Here is a 17,726-nt window from a genome sequence, read left to right on the forward strand (position 1 = left end):
TATAATAAACTAATGAAGCAATAATTACTAAAATGTAAGCCATATTACCCCAAAAAAAGCCAAATTATGACCTTGTAAATTTAAGGATAATAATTATGTAACTTTAATTATGTTAAAATATATTAGATTTGTACCCGAATTAAAATTTTTAAGACAAGGTTAAAAATTAACAAACAAATTATTTATGAAAAAAATTGTATTATCAGCCATAGTAACGGTACTTTCTGTATCTGCACTTATCGCACAAGAAGTTAAAGAAGAAAACACGGAAAATTTAGGAAAGGAATTTAATCAATGGTCCGTAGATATCAATGCGGGTGTTAATAAACCTACAACTCCTTTTGCACAAGGTTATTATACAAATACTCCAAGTTTATTTCATGCAGATTTAGGAGTTAGATATATGTTTAATAACAAATTTGGTATTAAAGCTGATTTTGGTTATGACCAATTAAAAAATGATGAGAATAGCTTAGAATTTGACGGACAATATTACAGAACTAGCCTTCAAGGTGTTTTAAATGTTGGAAGATTATTAAATTTTGAAGACTGGACACAAAGATTAAATCTTCAGGCGCACACAGGAGCTGGATATTCATTTATGAAAAATGATGCTTTTGAAGGTAGTACTGATAACATGGCTAACTTTTTATTGGGTTTAACGGGCCAAATAAAATTAACTGAAAAAATTGCTTTAAATGGTGATTTCACAATGGTGAATAACATTAGACAAAACAGAACTTTTGACGGTACGCAAGAAAATCCTGACAATAGAGGTTTTAATGGAACTCTATTCAATGCATCCATAGGTCTTTCTATCTACTTAGGTAAAAACGAAAAACATGCAGATTGGTATTTTGAAGAAAATTTAACTGATAAAGTTGCAGCGTTAGAAACCAGAGTTGGTGATTTAGAAACATTGAATAATGATTCTGATAAAGATGGTATAGTTGATTATTTAGATCTTGAGCCAAATACTATTACTGGTGTTGCTGTAGATTCTAAAGGAAGAACAATCGATAGAAACAATAATGGTGTTGCTGACGAATTGGAAAGCTATTTAACTAAAACTTACGGTGAAGGATCAAGTGCTACTGCAAGTCAAAGTACAATTGAAGAATTAATCAATGGTGGATATGTAAATATCTATTTTGATACAAATTCAACTCAACCTAATGAAAATTCAGTTGGAAGTATTAACTATTTAGTTAAATATTTGAAAGCTAATCCATCTGCAAAAGCTGACGTAATTGGTTATGCTGATGAGATTGGAAATGCTGAATACAATAACGATTTATCTTCAAGAAGAGCTACTAGCGTTAAAAACATACTTGTAAGCGCAGGAATTGATGCTTCAAGAATGGATATTGTTGGTAACGGAGAAGATGCTTCTGTAGACAAAGATTCAAAAGTTGCCCGTAGCATTGTTAGAAGAGTTACTTTCAAAATAAAGTAATTAACAATTAGTTATTCATAACTTATAATTAACCGCTGTAGCAATACAGCGGTTTTTTTTTATCTTTAAATAAAAAATGGAAACAAGAGACACTTTTATCAGCGAATTTCGAGGAGAAACAATTGGTACTGTTTCCAATGAATCTTCTTCCGAAGAATTGTTTCAAAATCAGACCTTGCGACCGATACTAAAATTGCAGAATGATTTGTTTATCGAATCTTTCCAAAATTTTATTGGTAAATATAAAAATGAATTTTACACGTTTTCTCCCGATAAAAAAATGCAATTTATCGAGAACGCCATCCAACGTGATATAAAATTCAGAAATGCCTTAAAAGGGATGGTGATAGGGCTTTTTACGATTGAAGAATATCGAGAATACATAAAAAATTCATCAAACTTAAATAAAAGAATGATGAATATGCTGATCGAAAGATTAAAAAGCCAGGTACAATTATTGGAGCAATAATTATTTCTCCCTTGACTCTAAAATAGAAACCACATCTTGTAATTGAAAGCCTTTGGCTTGCAATAAAATGAGATAGTGAAACAGTAAATCAGCGCTTTCGTTTAAAAATAAATGGTCATCATTATCTTTGGCTTCGATTACGACTTCGATAGCTTCCTCGCCTACTTTTTGTGCGATTTTATTAATTCCTTTTTCAAATAAAGAGGCTACATAACTTTGCTCAGCATTGGCATTTTCTTTTCTGTCTTTTATGGTTTCCTCTAATTTGGAGATAAAACCATAATCCTGATTGTTACGCTCTTGCCAGCAAGTATCGGAACCGGTATGACAAGTCGGACCTTGGGGATTTACTTTTACTAAAATCGTATCGTTATCACAGTCTACTTTCAAATCCACTAAATTCAAAAAGTTACCACTCTCCTCGCCTTTTGTCCACAGTCTGTTTTTGGAACGGCTAAAAAATGTAACTTTTTTTGTTTCAAATGTTTTTTGATACGCCTCTTGATTCATATAACCGAGCATCAAAACCGTTTTGGTAGTTGCATCCTGAACAATCACCGGAACCAATCCATCTTTATTTTTACTGAAATCTATTTTCATCTTTTTTAGTATTATAATTTAAAATCGTACTGCTATATTGTTTTTTCTCAATTCTTGTTTTAATTCCGGAATCTCAATTTCCTGAAAATGAAAAACACTCGCAGCCAAAGCGGCATCAGCTTTACCAACAAGAAATGCATCTGTAAAATGTTGCATATTCCCTGCTCCGCCTGAAGCAATAATCGGAATATTTACCATTGCCGATAATTTAGCTAAAGCTTCGTTTGCAAAACCATTTTTAGTTCCGTCGTTATCCATTGAGGTAAACAGGATTTCGCCTGCGCCACGCTGTTCCACTTCAATTGCCCAATCGAATAGATTGCGTTCCGTAGCTATTTTTCCGCCCATTAAATGTACTTTCCAAATCCCTTCGATTTGTTTGGCATCAATGGCAAGAACAATACATTGGCTCCCAAATTCTTTGGCCAATTCATTAATCAAATCAGGATTTTTTATCGCCGCAGAATTAATGGAAACTTTGTCGGCACCATTTTGCAATAAAATAGAAACATCTTCGACCGATGAAATCCCGCCACCCACCGTAAATGGAATATTAATGGTTTCCGCAACTTTTCGAACCAGATTAATTAAAGTTTTTCGGCGTTCTTCCGTGGCCGAAATATCCAAAAAAACGAGTTCATCTGCACCAGTTTCTGCATATTTTCGTGCTAATTCCACTGGGTCTCCGGCATCAATCAAATCCACAAAATTAACGCCTTTTACCGTTCTTCCGTTTTTAATATCCAGACAAGGAATAATTCTTTTTGTAAGCATTTTTTATCTAATTAAACCTGAGCGGCGTTGTAATTATAAAGTTTTCGAGTTGTTTCAATGAAATTCTGTTTTCGTATATCGCTTTTCCGATAATGGTCCCCTCACAACCCAATTCTGATAATCTGGGTAATTCGTCAAAGGTTGAAATCCCTCCAGAAGCGATGAGTTTTATTCCTTGAACTTCCATTAAAATTTTATCATATAGATTAAAGCTAGGGCCTTCGAGCATGCCATCTTTTGCAATATCGGTACAAATTACATAGTGAATGCCTTCTTTTTGATAGTTTTGAATAAACGGAAGCAACTCTTCTTCACTTTCTTCCAGCCAACCTGAAACCGCAATTTTTTCATTATGAGCATCCGCTCCCAAAATGATTTTTTCTGTGCCATACTTTGCAATCCATTGTTTAAAAAGGATTGGATTTTTTACCGCTATACTTCCCCCCGTAATTTGATTGGCTCCGCTTTCAAAAGCGATTCTCAAGTCGTCATCCGATTTTAAGCCGCCACCAAAATCAATTTTTAATGTCGTATTTGAAGCAATTTGTTCCAAAATCTTATGGTTTACAATCTGACTGGATTTCGCTCCATCCAAATCAACCAGATGTAAATACTGAATACCGTGGGCTTCAAAATTTTTAGCTACTTCCAACGGGTTTTCATTGTATATTTTTTTGGTGTCATAATTTCCTTTCGAAAGTCGCACACATTTTCCGTCGATGATGTCTATTGCTGGAATTATTCGCATAATTGGTTTAAAGTTTAATGTTTAAAAAGTTGCTCAAAATTTGCTCTCCTATTTTTCCGCTTTTTTCCGGGTGAAATTGTACACCATAAAAATTATCTTTCTTCAAAGCGGATGAATATTCTTTTTCATAATCCGTAAAAGCGATACTTTCAGCACATTTTGGCGCATAAAAACTATGAACCAAATACATGAATTCATTCTCATTTATACCCTTAAATAGTTCCGATTTTAAAGTATTAATGGTATTCCAACCCATTTGAGGCACTTTCACTTTTTTTGAAAATTTAATAATATCCACATCAAAAATGCCTAACCCTCTGATATTTCCTTCTTCGGATGAGTTACAAAGCAACTGCATCCCTAAACAAATGCCTAAAACAGGCTGCTTTAAAGTCGGAATAAGGATATCCAATCCGGTTTCTATTAATTTTTTCATAGCGGTACTTGCCTCACCTACTCCAGGAAAAATCACTTTGTCAGCCGATTTTATGGTTTTCCAATCGCTGCTCAGGATTCCTTCAAATCCCAATCGCTGCAAGGCAAACTGAACACTTTGTACATTTCCCGCACCATAATTTATGATTACAATTTTCATTACAGTACTCCTTTTGTTGATGGCAAAATCATTTTATCTGCATCCCGTTTTACGGCCATTTTTATAGCTTTTGCAAAAGCTTTAAAAATGGCTTCAATTTTGTGATGTTCGTTGGTTCCTTCTGCTTTGATGTTTAAATTGGCTTTAGCGCCATCGGTAAAGGATTTAAAAAAGTGAAAAAACATTTCCGTAGGCATTTTTCCAATCATTTCCCGTTTGAATTCCGTTTCCCAAACCAACCAGTTTCTTCCACCAAAGTCGATGGCTACCTGTGCCAAACAATCGTCCATCGGCAGACAAAATCCGTAACGCTCCATACCGAGCTTGTTTCCTAATGCTTTAGCAAAAACTTCGCCCAAAGCAATTGCAGTATCCTCAATGGTATGGTGTTCATCCACTTCCAGATCACCTTTTACCTGAATATCCAAATCCATTTGACCGTGACGAGCAATTTGGTCTAACATATGATCAAAAAAGTCTATTCCTGTGCTGATATTGCTTTTTCCGGTTCCATCGAGATTCACGGTGATTGCTATATCGGTTTCATTGGTTTTACGAACTATTGAAGCGCTTCTGTTCTCTAATTTCAAAAACTCATAAATATTTTGCCATGAAAGCGTTTCCAGGACGATTATTTTGTCTAATTCTTCTCTTTTTGAAGAGATTTCACTGCTTCCCAAAGCTTCATTTCCTGTGATGAAAATGGCTTTTGAGCCTAAGTTTTTAGCCAACTCCACATCGGTTAAACGATCACCGATAACGAAAGAATTTTCCAAATCATAATTTGAATTATTGATGAATTCAGTAAGCAATCCTATACGTGGTTTTCTGGTTGATGCATTTTCTTTCGGAAAACTTCGATCTATTAAAATACTTTTGAAAATGACACCTTCGTTTTCAAATGCTTTCAATACAAAGTTTTGCGTTGGCCAAAAAGTTTCCTCTGGAAAACTTTCCGTTCCCAATCCGTCCTGGTTGGTTACGATTACCAATTCATAATCCAATTCTTTCGCAATTTTGCCTAAATATTGAAATACTTTTGGATAAAATTCCAATTTTGACAAACTATCCAATTGATAATTTTCGGGTTCCAAAACCAAAGTTCCGTCGCGGTCTATAAATAAAACTTTTTGTGCCATTACAATAATTTTAAAGTATTGATAAGTTGTTCGTTTTCGATTTTTGTCCCAATGGTGATTCGCAGACAGTTTTCACACAAAGCTTGATTGCTTCTGTTTCTGATTACTATTCCTTTGTTTAATAGTTGATTGTATCGCTTCTCTGCATCATCTACTTTAATCAAAATAAAGTTAGCATCTGTTGGATATACCTTTTTTACAAATGAAATTGTGGATAAATTTTTAATCAATCGTTGTCTTTCATTTACAATTTTATTTATTTGAAATTGCAACGTGTTTTGTTCTAATTTTTTTTCTGCGGTTTCTTGGGATAAGTTATTGATATTATATGGCGGTTTAATTTTATTTAAAATTGAGATAATCTCTGCTGAAGCATATAAAATCCCAATTCGCAATCCTGCCATAGCATATGCTTTTGAAAGTGTTTGCGTGATCACAAGATTAGGATAATTATTCATTTCATCAATCCAACTTTTATTTTTTGAAAAATCAATATACGCTTCATCAATTACAATTAATCCATTGAAACTCTTTAATAATTTTAAAACGGATTCATCATCAAAAGAATTTCCTGTTGGATTATTGGGTGAACAAAGAAATATAATCTTAGTAAACAAATCTATTTTTTTAATAATTTCATCTACATTAGGCTGAAAATCAATAGATAATAATACTTCTTTATTTTCTATTGCATTGATATTTGCCAAAACGCCATACATTCCATACGTGGGCGGAAGCGTAATTACATTATCTTTATTGGGTTCGCAAAAGGCCCTGAACAATAAATCCAAAACTTCGTCACTTCCGTTTCCTATCAGAATTTGGTTTTCATTTATCTTTTTTTGTTTGGACAAAATGTCCTTTAATTTTTTTTGCTGCGGGTCCGGATACCGATTTACACCATTAGAAAATGGATTTTCGTTGGCATCGAGATAAATCATATTGTGAGTGAAATCTTTATATTCATCCCTGGCTGATGAATATGATTTCATGATTTTTATATTTTCTCTTGTTATATTTTGAACATTGAAATTACTCATTTTCTATTGATTTTAATCGTAATGAAACTGCATTTTTGTGTGCGTATAAACCTTCTGCTTCAGCCATTATTTCAATGGTGCGGCCAATATTTTGAATTCCTTTTTTAGATATTTTTTGAAAAGTCATTGATTTTAGGAAACTATCTAGATTCACCCCACTGTAATTTTTGGCATAACCATTGGTCGGCAAGGTATGATTGGTTCCGGATGCGTAATCACCTGCGCTTTCTGGAGTGAAATTTCCAATGAAAACTGAACCTGCATTGTCTATACCATTGCTATAAAAATCTTCGTTTTCTACACAAATTATGAAGTGTTCCGGACCATATTCATTGATTAAATCCAGAGCAATTGCATCGTTTTCAACATAAATCAACTTCGAGTTATCTATTGCTTTTTGAGCAATTTCTTTTCTGGGAAGTTGTTTTATTTGGCTTTCAATCTCCTGTTCCACTTTGTCAATAAATATTTTTGAAGTCGAAACCAAAATTACCTGGCTATCAGATCCATGTTCCGCTTGGCTCAACAAATCAGAAGCTACGAAACTTGGATTGGCACTTTCATCGGCAACTACTAATAATTCACTTGGTCCTGCCGGCATATCAATCGCTACGCCAAATTGGGTAGCAAACTGTTTTGCTACGGTCACAAATTGGTTTCCTGGACCGAAAATCTTATAGACTTTCGGAATGGTTTCTGTTCCAAAAGTCATTCCTGCAATGGCCTGAATTCCGCCAACTTTCATAATTTTTGTCACACCACACAAATCAGCTGTGTATAAAATGGCTGGATTGATATTTCCGTTTTTATCGGGTGGCGAACACAATACTATTTCGTTACAACCGGCCAGTTGTGCAGGGATAGCTAACATCAAAACCGTTGAAAATAAAGGTGCTGAACCACCGGGAATATACAATCCTATTTTTTGGATTGGACGTTTTTCCTGCCAACATAAAACACCGTCGGTTGTTTCAATTTCTATTTTGGACGTTTTTTGAGCTGCGTGGAATTTTTCGATATTTGATTTCGCTAATTGAATGGCTTGCTTCAATTCTTCTGAAATCAATGTTGCGGCTTTTTCGATTTCATCTTCCGTAACTTCCATATTCTCTAATGTTGTTCCGTCAAACAAAGAGGTATATTTTGCAACAGCTGAATCTCCTTTGGTTTGTACTTCTTTAAAAATTCCTTTTACGGTTTCTTCAATATCGTTAAAAGTGGGTGTCGGTCTTTTTAAAATTTCTGACCAATTTTCTATGGATGGATTATATATTTTTTTCATTTTATAAATGTTATTATTAGAGCACCATTTTTTCAATTGGACATACTAAAATCCCTTCGGCACCGGCTTCTTTTAGTTGATCGATGACTTCCCAAAACTGGTCCTCATTAATTACAGAATGAACACTGCTCCATCCTTCTTCAGCTAATGGCATTACGGTTGGACTTTTTAATACCGGAAGTATTTGGCTTATTAATTCAATTTTGTCATTAGGGACATTCATCAAAACGTATTTTGATTTTCTCGCTTTAAGAACCGATTGAATTCGGAATTGCAGTTTGTCTAAAATTACTTTTGCTTCAAATGAAATTTTTGGAGAAACAGCCAGAACGGCTTCACTTTTTAGAATCACTTCCACTTCTTTCAGATTGTTTTTGAATAAGGTGCTTCCGCTGGAAACAATGTCCACAATAGCGTCGGCTAAACCAATACTGGGGGCAATTTCAACCGAACCTGAAATCTGGTGTAAATCCACCGTCACATTTCGGTCATTGAAATAATTTAGAACGGTATTCGGATAAGAAGTGGCGATACGCAATCCGTTCAGATCCTGAATAGAATTGTATTCGAATGTTTTTGGGACAGCAACGGAAACTTTGCATTTGGAAAACCCTAATTTTTCAATGATTTGGATTGTATTTCCTTTTTCTACCAATAAATTATCACCGACAATGGCAGCATCTACGACACCATCGATTAAATATTGTGGAATATCGGAGTTTCTTAGAAATAAGACTTCAAGAGAAAAGTTTGTGGCTTCTGCTTTGAGTTGGTCGTTTCCGTTGTTGATGGAAATTCCGCAATCTTTTAAGATTTTCAGACTGTCTTCATTAAGACGTCCTGATTTTTGAATGGCAATTTTGAGTGTTTTCATTTTTTCTTTTTGTTATTTTGAAAAAGAGTACACCAAAAGATTTGAGAAATAAAAAACCCGTTTGATGTACTCAAACGGGTTTTAAAATATGATGAATTACTTACATATCATTAACACTTCGCTTGAGCGGAGGTATGATGATGGTGATGTAATTGAATTGTAAACATTTTTTTGTCGTATTTTAATAATGCAAATGTAACGTTAAAAGAATTTAGTAAACAACTCTTTTTAAAAATTTATGATTTGTTTAATCTTCATCTTCTTGTTTGCCTTGAGCTTGTTCTCCTGTATTTTGTTCCCCGCCGGCACTCTGAACTGCATTTGCTCTTATTTCCGTATGACGAATTTCACCTCCAGTAGTTCCAACTTGTGCTCCCAAAATTACTGCTACAACAGCTATAATAAGAGCAGCAAAAGAAACAAATTTTGCTTTTGCATGATTCTTCAGATTGAAAAATAAGCCTAATAATGAAATACCTCCTAAAAGATATAATACAATAGACAGTTTTTCTGCTAATTCTTCATGTTCATGGATAATTTTTTTTCCAATATTTGGGAAATCTTCTACCATTTCTTCAGCTCCTTCACCTGTATTCATTGACAAAAATCCAAAAATGGCGGCAACTACAAATAGTATATAGGCAACATTTTTTATCGAATTGTTTTTCAGAATTAATCCTGCAATTAAAATTCCCAGTCCAAAAATAGTTCCAATGATTGGAAAATGGTTTACCACCATGTGTAAATGTGCGTCGTTCATAATTTTTTCATTTAAAGTTTAATACTAATTTTTTATGTTACTTTTTGAATCAAAGGAGCTTTATCCAGCCAATGAAACCCCTATTAAAGAGCCGACTCCGTAAGTTACTGCTGCGGCAGCCAATCCGAAAGTGACTTGTCTAAAACCGGAAAACAAAACGCTTTTACCGGTTAATAATGTAATTGCTGCTCCAATTCCGAAAAGCCCGACAATACAACTGGCAAGACTCAATAAAATGGCATCATTTCCATCTAAAATAATGAAAGGATACAGTGGAATAATGGCTCCAATTGCGAAAAGAATAAAAGAGGCAATTGCGGCTTCCCATGCTGAACCCCCTAATTCTTCTTTATCGATTCCCAATTCTTCGGTAATAATCGCGTCAATTGCAGTCTGATGATTTTCGAATGCTTTATCCGCTAATTTTTGAGCTTCTGTAATAGTCATTCCTTTTGCCTGATAAAGCAATACCAGCTCTTTTTTTTCTTCTTCTGGGGAGGCTTCTAATTCTTCTGTCTCCAGTTCAATTTGACGCTGGTTTAATTCTCTTGAACTTTGTACCGAAAGCCATTCGCCTAATGCCATTGAAATTGCTCCCGCCATAAGGCCGGCAATTCCTGTCAATAAAATGGTATTATTAGAAACTGCGGCTCCGGCAACACCCATGACCAAACTCATATTGGAAACTAAACCGTCGTTAGACCCTAAAACTGCTGCGCGCAGTGCATTTCCGCCGACAGATTTGTGGCGGCTTTCAAATTTTGATAAAAATCCACCGGAAACATTCAACGCTGCGTTGCTATTTACAGCTTCAATAATATTGAGGTGGTTGTGCTCAAAACCTGTTAGTTTTTCTCCCTTTTCAATTTTATTTTTTATCGCGTTTACCGCAAATTGTTTTTCAATATTTGATAAACTACTGATAATGGAAGTATAACCGAAAATCTTACCTAATTTCAATTGGAACTTTGCTCTTAATGAAGGCAAAGGCATGACATAATTGGGTTCAAAACCCATGACTTTTTCAAGCATGTGCTGTGCATGGCCATTCTCTATTTCGGCTAAACTTTGCAAAACGCGCTTTAAGTTATCATCCGATTGAATTGCCGCAATGCTATTATATAAAAAAGCAGTGTCAACTTCGGTTTGCAGTTGATTCTTTAATTTATTCAAATCCATAATTCATTTATTTAAAATCAATAAATAATCTGATTTAATTTGAAATAAAGGTAGTCTAAATCATACTATTACAAACATGCGAAGCCTTAAAATTGACTTAAGTAAACCTTTTTTTTATTCAATTTGTATTTTCTTTCTTTATATAAATAGGAAGCGGAAACAACGTGTCCCAGAGCATCTTTTGCAAATTCATTATCAAGCTTTACCGGTGTAAATACGGTATCATTGAAAACCTGAAATTGCAATGGCGCTTTGTTTGGCTGCATAATGATTACTTCATCGCCGACTCTGAAGGCATTGATGTCGTGAAATTGCATTATGGCGCGACCTTTTACCTGTTCGGGTAATTTAAACAAATTTCTTCCTGGCATTGGAGTTGTGACCGCCATTCCGATTTTACTTAAAATCGTTGGTTGAATATCTATCTGGCTGCATAATTTATTATATTTTTCTCCTTTCGGAATATTGGGTCCGATGATTAATGCCGGAATATGAAACTTATGAATTGGCACCAGATGTTTTCCGTAAGTTCTGGTATTGTGGTCGGCAATGACTATAAAAATGGTATTCTTGTAATAAGCTTCTTTTTTAGCCAACTCGAAAAATTTGCCAATTGAAAAATCGGCGTATTTCATAGCATTATTAACCGTATTCTTTTGTTTGTCATGCAATTTAATTCTTCCTTCAGGATATTCAAATGGTTCGTGATTGGAGGAAGAAAACACTAATGATACAAATGGTTTTTCTTTTTTTGATTTGAAATAATTATTTGCCTTAACCATTAAATCTTCGTCGGACCAACCCCAAGTTGCATGAAAGACACTTTCTTTTGGGTCGAAATCTTCCTCATCAATAATATTATCAAATCCGTTTCCGTTAAAAAAAGCGCCCATATTATCAAAATTTACCATTCCCCCGTAAATAAAACTGGTGTCATAACCTTTCTCTTTTAACAAACTGGCAATCGTATAAAATTCTGTTTGGGAATTATTCAATTTCACCACACTTTCCGATGGTGAGGGTAAAAAACCGGTGACTACAGCTTCAATTCCGCGAACGCTGCGTGTTCCAGTTGCATATAAATTGGTAAACAGCAAACCTTCTTTTGTAAGTTTATCAAACTCCGGTGTTAACGGCAATCCTCCTAAACTTCCCACATATTCCGCACCCAAACTTTCTTCGAGGATAATTACGATATTATAAGGTTGCTCCAATTGCGTTTCTGATTTTTGAGTATGGAGCAATGGAATGTCTTTATCGATAAAATCATTTTCATCAACATTCATGTATTTTTTTACTCTCGAAATGGCTTCTTGATGATCCATTTTTCCGTACATTTTTTCAGAATCTCCTTCATTTTTTATAGAGTACAATGCAAATGCAACGGTATAAAAAGAGTTCAACCCTAAACAGTTTGTCAGCTGATCCATTGAAAAAACGGCATTACTGGCATTAATTGGTCTTTTTGAAGTCAGACTCGAACGGGCACCCAAAAAAAGCATAAATGCGATTAATGGAAACAGCATCATTTTGGTTTTATACTCGGTAAATTGCATACCGAAATGTCTTTTTCTGAATTTAATTAAAACATAAGACAATCCGACAAGTAATGCAATTGTGGCTATTATCGAGGGCAGAAAACTTTTGTAAAGCATTCCTATTACTTCTTTTGGATAAATCAGATAATCGATAAATAATTTGTTTGGTCTGGTATCGTATTGACTGATAAAGTTAGGCGTGGCAAGTTCAAACAAGAATATCGCAACCAGGAAAAAAATAAAATAGATGTTAAAAAAACACCTCATTTTTTTTAACAAAGTATCGGACAATACCGTAATCAAAATTGTCGGAAGTAAAAGCAGGTAACTGAACAGAATTAAATCCATTCTTAAACCAATGGGAAAGATATACCAAAAATTTTCTGTTTCTAAAACCCTGTCTTTAAATAAAATAAATAGAAAAAGTCTACTTAAAGTGGTTATAAGTAATCCAATAATTAGAAAACTAAATACGGGTTTTAGGAATGATATTTTTTTCATTAAGAGAAAATTATTTTTTTGTAAAAATATGCTAATCTTTTAAACTGAAGATGAATTACTTCCGGTTGTTTGTCATTATTTACTTTGTTTTATCTAATCAAATATTTTTTTCATGACAATAATTTTTAAAAGCTAAAAATGAATATTGAACAATTAAATAACAACTAGTTAGTGTAAGCTTAAAATAACGGTGGTTCCAATATTTTCCTGACTGGAAATTTTAATGTCTATATTTAATAAGGAACACAATCTTTTAACAATAGACAAACCCAACCCGGTTCCTTTAATTTCAGGATGTTCCGTTGAATTAGAGCGATAAAACTGGTCGAATATCCTTTCTAAATCTTCCGTGGAAATGCCAATTCCGGTATCGGTTATACGGCATTCCATTTTGTTGTCAACATTGGTAATATTGATAGCTAAAGTGCTATTTTCATTAGAGTATTTTAAGGCGTTTGAAACCAAATTATTAATGATAATAGAAAATAAATAACTATCGGTGACTGCATAATAATCTGTTACGAATTCTGTGACTACCTGAATGTTTTTAGATTGAATTACATTTGAATAGCGAGAAATGGTATCCAAAATGGTAGCGTTCAAATAGACTTTTTCCATTTTAAGGCTTTGCTTTTGATTCTCAAATCTTGCCAATAAAAGCAATTGATCCACCAGATGATTCAACCGATTGACTTCCGTTATGCAAAAGTTGATTTTTTCCTCATATTCAGCATGATTTCTAGGCTTTCTAATCAACACTTCGAGGGTTCCTTTGATTACGGTCAGCGGAGTTCTTAATTCATGTGAGGCATCAGAAGTGAATTGTTTTTCTCTTTCAATGGCGGTTTCCACCCGATCTAATAAATTATTGATGGTTTGAGAAAGAATATAAAGTTCATCCCGATTTTGCGGTAATGGAATTCTGGATTTCAGATTGTCTTTCGTAATGATATTTGAGGTTTCAATGATGGAGCTAATGGGTTTGATACTTCTTCCAACAATGAATCGGGCAATCAGGAAAAGTACAATAAGAATTAAAGGATAGGCAATGATTAGTACTTCGAATAAATTATGAAGAACCATAGATGAATCTTCTAATGACATAGCAACAATGATATATCCAATAATTTTTGTTTTATGATAAATTGGAACTTGGATTTGTCGGATGGTTTTATTTACAAATTCAGTATCAAACAGCATATTATCATCCATTTCCGGATGAAATTTTAATTTTAGCTTTTTTAGATTGGGAGATTTTTCAACAATTTTTTTATTATCATCCAAAAATTGGATAAAAACGGGGTTTACATCAATAGTATTATGCTCCCTTTCTCTCCATTCCTCTTCATGTGTCAGATGGAAATGATTCCCTTCAATTTCTATTTCTGATAAATGTTTTTCAACTTCACTATTAATGTCATTATTAACATGACTGTAAACACTAAATTTAACAATGGAATAGATCACAAAGAAAACTACAAAAATCAATAAAGCTGTAGTGATTATGTAATTTGACGCGATTCTATTTTTAAAGGAAAGTTGTTGCATTTTCTATTTAGTCGTTAGCAATATAGCCTACACCACGAATTGTTTTTATATAGTCTTGTTCAATTTTTAAATTTAATTTTTTACGAATTGCATTCATAAAAACATCAATGACACCGGTATCATATTCAAAATGGATGTGCCAGACATCCTCGATAATTTGAGTTCTGGTGCATACTTTTCCTTTATTTTTAACCAGATAGCTTAACAGTTCAAACTCACGCTGGGTTAATGAAACTTCACTTCCATTCACAAATACCTGATGCTGGGCATTATGAATTTCAATGGTACCAAGGGTAAGTATTTCGTCTTCTTTCTGATCCCTAAAATGAATTTTAATGCGCTCCACCAATTCGTCAAAACTGAATGGTTTTTTGATATAATCGTTGGCTCCGGCTTTTAACCCTTCAATCGTTTCCTGTATGGTATCTTTTGCGGTCAGAAAAATAATCGGAGTAGTCGTGTTTTTTAACCGGATGGCTTTACAAAGTTCTAAACCCGTCATTTTGGGCAGCATCCAATCTAATAAAATCAGATCAAAGCTTTCTTTTTGAGTTAATTCAAATCCTTTTAAACCATCAGAAGCGCTGGTAATCTGATAGCCTTCTTCTTCCAAACCTTGTTGGAGGAATTGAACAATACCGGCTTCGTCTTCTACAATTAATATATGCATGATTCTTTTGGAATTTTAAAAATATAAAACGCTTTATTGCAAAACAAATTTGATTCCTGCAGAAACAATATTAGCTTTTAAACCATCACTTCTTTGATAATGATTGAATCGGAAATCAATATTTTTTATACCAAATCTCCAAATTTTACTTCCTGTAAAAATATCAGTATAAGTTACACCGAAACCATATTGATGGCTGTCAAATTTAGATAAATCATAATCGGAAGTATAATATTGCTCTGTTGATAGATGCGCTTCATAAGGTGCAAAATATTTGGAAGCAACTTGGGTATAATAGCGATACATTGGAAAAACAGTAAAACGGTCAGAAACTTTAATTGGTAATTCTAAACTTCCGGTATGCGATTGGATTCCCCAATTATCTGAATAAAAACGGTAATACGTTCGTAACAAAAATTGCTGATTGATATAATAATTCAAACGTGCGCCAATTGGCAATTTAAAACGCGTATCTGGCAAACGTTCAATGTCATCAGCCAACTGAAAGTCCTGAATATAAGAATTAGCAACATCGGCAAAATAAATACGCTGGTAAGGTGTTGACAATAAACCTTGCTGGTGTAAAACATCAAAGAAAATAGATCCCTGCAATTTTTTATTAATCACTTGCGAAAAAGAGAATGACAAGGCATAAGAGTTTCTGTTTTTCTTACCGAACATAGTAAATCTTGAAGGATTATAATCGGTGTTTCCCGTAATTGTAAAATCATCAAAAATGCCGCCGTTTAAATTATTGCCGTTATCCGAAAAATCATGTAATTCTTTTGCATAAATTGGCTTCCAAGTATCTAAATACACATTTGCAGAAATGCCGACTTCTGTGTTTTTATCATTAAATAATTTCACAATTCCGCCGCCAAAGCCTATGGAAGAATAATCATATTCAATAGAACCGGAACCATGCCCTGTATATATGGTATTTCTATCGTCGGAACGATGACTGTAACTGACACTTAATGATGTTAAAACATCTTGCATAGAAGCCCCTGAGCTGGCTTGCCATGGGGTTGGATTGTCTGTGTCAAAGGGATTAATATTACTTGAAGAAGCTGATGTATAGGCTGAAATACCTGCATCGACGGTTAAAACATCATCTTCGCTTAACGGCATTGTAACTACAATAGTTGGCGTGATATCGGTTAGATTTTCTTTTCCCCTTCCTCCTGCCACTGCCGAATGTTCGCCATCCTGTTTGTAGTAACTAACCAAGAAGTCCACTTCGGTACTTTCTAAAACACGTTTTTTAAAAGTAACGGCAGTACTATCTTTTTCCTGTGCAAAAACAGAAAATGAAATAAAAATTGATAGGTAAAGTAATTTTTTCATAATTAATTGCAGCCGCAGCCTCCACCTGTTTTACCACCATTAGCTCCAGCAGCAGCTTCGCGATACACTTGGAAATTAGTTTCGAAGCGTTCAGAAGATTTGGATGCCAATTTCATTTCGGGATCATTAATCCGCTCTTTTTCGTATTCTTTGACAGCAGTACAAGATTGCAAAACAAAAAATACCACAGCGACAATTAGTAGCTTCTTCATAATTTATTCGTATTTTTTAATATCAATTCCTTTAGATGAATGGATTTTTCCTTGATCATCAACAATTACGCATTCAATTCCTTTTAATTGATTGATTAGATCTAATCCTACCTCTGTGCCAAGTACAAAAATCCCTGTAGCAAGCGCATCTGCAATTTCGGTTTGCTTTGCAAAGACAGAAACACTTACAATCCCAGATGCCGGATAACCCGTTCTTGGGTCGATGATGTGCGAATATCGTTTTCCGTTGAAAACAACAAATTTCTCATAGCTTCCAGAAGTTTCAACCGCACTGTCTTCAAGCGAAAAAGTAGCGAAAACTTTATTTTTGTTCATCGGATTTATAATTCCGACTGTCCAAGGCTTCCCATCGAACTGTTTTCCCCAGGTATTTATATCTCCCGAAACATTTACAATTCCGGATAAGCAACCTTTACTTTGCAATAAAAATTTCACTTTATCAGCAATATAACCCTGACCAATACCACCGAGACCTAATTTCATTCCTTGTAATTTTAGAAAAACTGTTTTTTCTTTTTCATCAAGAATAATATTTTGATATCCTATTCGCTCTACTGATTTTTTTATCGCTTCTTCTGATGGCATTTCCTTCATGCTCCCGTCAAACTTCCAAATTTTATCCATTGAAGCATATGAAATATCAAAAGCTCCGTTGGTAAGTTTTGAAATTTTTATGGCTCTTTGAATTAATTCAAAAACTTCCGTATCTACTTTTACGGGTTTTATGCCGGCATTTTTATTTATTTCTGAAATTTGTGTGGTAGGAATCCAATCGGAAATTAAGTTTTCAATGCGTTTTACTTCGGCTACAGCAAAATTAGCATATTGATTTCCCTGAATCGTGTCATTGGCAATTACCGTTATTTCGAAAGGGCTGCCAAGCATTGCCAGTTTGCGTTTGTGAACTACTTGTCCCGAAGCATAAATTGAAAGAAACAATATTGTAAACAGGATGATTTTTTTCATTTATTTT

At 34.1% G+C, this 17,726-nt stretch carries 18 protein-coding genes; 2 read left to right on the forward strand and 16 right to left on the reverse strand.

The genetic code is table 11. The features are described from left to right. Window positions 1-184 precede the first annotated feature (184 nt). Window positions 185-1,456 (forward strand): OmpA family protein, encoded by a 1,272-nt coding sequence (locus tag VI621_RS11345; protein ID WP_324218504.1) that lies wholly within the window; start codon window positions 185-187, stop codon window positions 1,454-1,456. Window positions 1,457-1,532: 76 nt separating this feature from the next. Then, window positions 1,533-1,925: a glyoxalase gene (locus tag VI621_RS11350; protein WP_324218505.1), complete on the forward strand. Its 393-nt coding sequence runs from the start codon at window positions 1,533-1,535 to the stop codon at window positions 1,923-1,925. On the opposite strand, the gene hisIE is transcribed toward VI621_RS11350, so the two are convergent. From hisIE to VI621_RS11430, 16 genes are all read right to left on the reverse strand, one after another. Then, window positions 1,926-2,525, reverse strand: a complete 600-nt coding sequence (hisIE, locus tag VI621_RS11355) for a bifunctional phosphoribosyl-AMP cyclohydrolase/phosphoribosyl-ATP diphosphatase HisIE (protein ID WP_324218506.1) — start codon at window positions 2,523-2,525, stop codon at window positions 1,926-1,928. A gap of 18 nt (window positions 2,526-2,543) precedes the next feature. Then, on the reverse strand, window positions 2,544-3,299 hold the full coding sequence (gene hisF / locus VI621_RS11360) for an imidazole glycerol phosphate synthase subunit HisF (protein ID WP_324218507.1): 756 nt from the start codon (window positions 3,297-3,299) through the stop codon (window positions 2,544-2,546). 7 nt (window positions 3,300-3,306) lie between these two features. After that, complete coding sequence (gene hisA, locus VI621_RS11365) at window positions 3,307-4,047, reverse strand: 1-(5-phosphoribosyl)-5-[(5-phosphoribosylamino)methylideneamino]imidazole-4-carboxamide isomerase (protein WP_324218508.1); 741 nt, start codon at window positions 4,045-4,047, stop codon at window positions 3,307-3,309. 7 nt (window positions 4,048-4,054) lie between these two features. Next, window positions 4,055-4,642, reverse strand: a complete 588-nt coding sequence (gene hisH, locus VI621_RS11370) for an imidazole glycerol phosphate synthase subunit HisH (protein WP_324218509.1) — start codon at window positions 4,640-4,642, stop codon at window positions 4,055-4,057. Further along, a complete protein-coding gene (gene hisB, locus VI621_RS11375) occupies window positions 4,642-5,781 on the reverse strand; it encodes a bifunctional histidinol-phosphatase/imidazoleglycerol-phosphate dehydratase HisB (protein ID WP_324218510.1) in 1,140 nt (379 codons plus the stop codon). Before hisB ends, hisH begins: the two co-directional genes overlap by 1 nt. Further along, complete coding sequence (gene hisC / locus VI621_RS11380; protein ID WP_324218511.1) at window positions 5,781-6,821, reverse strand: histidinol-phosphate transaminase; 1,041 nt, start codon at window positions 6,819-6,821, stop codon at window positions 5,781-5,783. Before hisC ends, hisB begins: the two co-directional genes overlap by 1 nt. Then, the gene (hisD, locus tag VI621_RS11385; protein ID WP_324218512.1) at window positions 6,814-8,103 is read right to left on the reverse strand and encodes a histidinol dehydrogenase; all 1,290 of its coding nucleotides are present in this window, start codon (window positions 8,101-8,103) and stop codon (window positions 6,814-6,816) included. Before hisD ends, hisC begins: the two co-directional genes overlap by 8 nt. A gap of 16 nt (window positions 8,104-8,119) precedes the next feature. Continuing rightward, the gene (gene hisG, locus VI621_RS11390; protein ID WP_324218513.1) at window positions 8,120-8,977 is read right to left on the reverse strand and encodes an ATP phosphoribosyltransferase; all 858 of its coding nucleotides are present in this window, start codon (window positions 8,975-8,977) and stop codon (window positions 8,120-8,122) included. A gap of 247 nt (window positions 8,978-9,224) precedes the next feature. Next, window positions 9,225-9,737, reverse strand: coding sequence for a hypothetical protein (locus tag VI621_RS11395; RefSeq protein WP_324218514.1), 513 nt, complete (start codon window positions 9,735-9,737; stop codon window positions 9,225-9,227). Between the two features lie 60 nt (window positions 9,738-9,797). Beyond that, window positions 9,798-10,916 carry a VIT1/CCC1 transporter family protein gene (locus VI621_RS11400; RefSeq protein ID WP_324218515.1) on the reverse strand — a complete coding sequence of 373 codons (1,119 nt, stop codon included), beginning with the start codon at window positions 10,914-10,916 and terminating at the stop codon, window positions 9,798-9,800. An 86-nt stretch (window positions 10,917-11,002) separates the two neighbouring features. Beyond that, a complete protein-coding gene (locus VI621_RS11405) occupies window positions 11,003-12,955 on the reverse strand; it encodes an LTA synthase family protein (RefSeq protein ID WP_324218516.1) in 1,953 nt (650 codons plus the stop codon). Window positions 12,956-13,123: 168 nt separating this feature from the next. Next, on the reverse strand, window positions 13,124-14,503 hold the full coding sequence (locus tag VI621_RS11410) for a sensor histidine kinase (protein WP_324218517.1): 1,380 nt from the start codon (window positions 14,501-14,503) through the stop codon (window positions 13,124-13,126). A gap of 7 nt (window positions 14,504-14,510) precedes the next feature. Then, window positions 14,511-15,173, reverse strand: a complete 663-nt coding sequence (locus VI621_RS11415) for a response regulator transcription factor (RefSeq protein WP_324218518.1) — start codon at window positions 15,171-15,173, stop codon at window positions 14,511-14,513. A gap of 33 nt (window positions 15,174-15,206) precedes the next feature. Further along, entirely contained in the window at window positions 15,207-16,520 is a 1,314-nt protein-coding gene (locus VI621_RS11420) for a DUF3570 domain-containing protein (RefSeq protein ID WP_324218519.1), read from the reverse strand. A gap of 2 nt (window positions 16,521-16,522) precedes the next feature. Next, the gene (locus tag VI621_RS11425; protein WP_324218520.1) at window positions 16,523-16,732 is read right to left on the reverse strand and encodes a DUF4266 domain-containing protein; all 210 of its coding nucleotides are present in this window, start codon (window positions 16,730-16,732) and stop codon (window positions 16,523-16,525) included. 3 nt (window positions 16,733-16,735) lie between these two features. After that, window positions 16,736-17,719 (reverse strand): FAD:protein FMN transferase, encoded by a 984-nt coding sequence (locus VI621_RS11430; RefSeq protein WP_324218521.1) that lies wholly within the window; start codon window positions 17,717-17,719, stop codon window positions 16,736-16,738. Between the last annotated feature and the right edge of the window lie 7 nt (window positions 17,720-17,726).

Source organism: Flavobacterium sp. (assembly GCF_035292545.1).
Lineage (GTDB): Bacteria > Bacteroidota > Bacteroidia > Flavobacteriales > Flavobacteriaceae > Flavobacterium.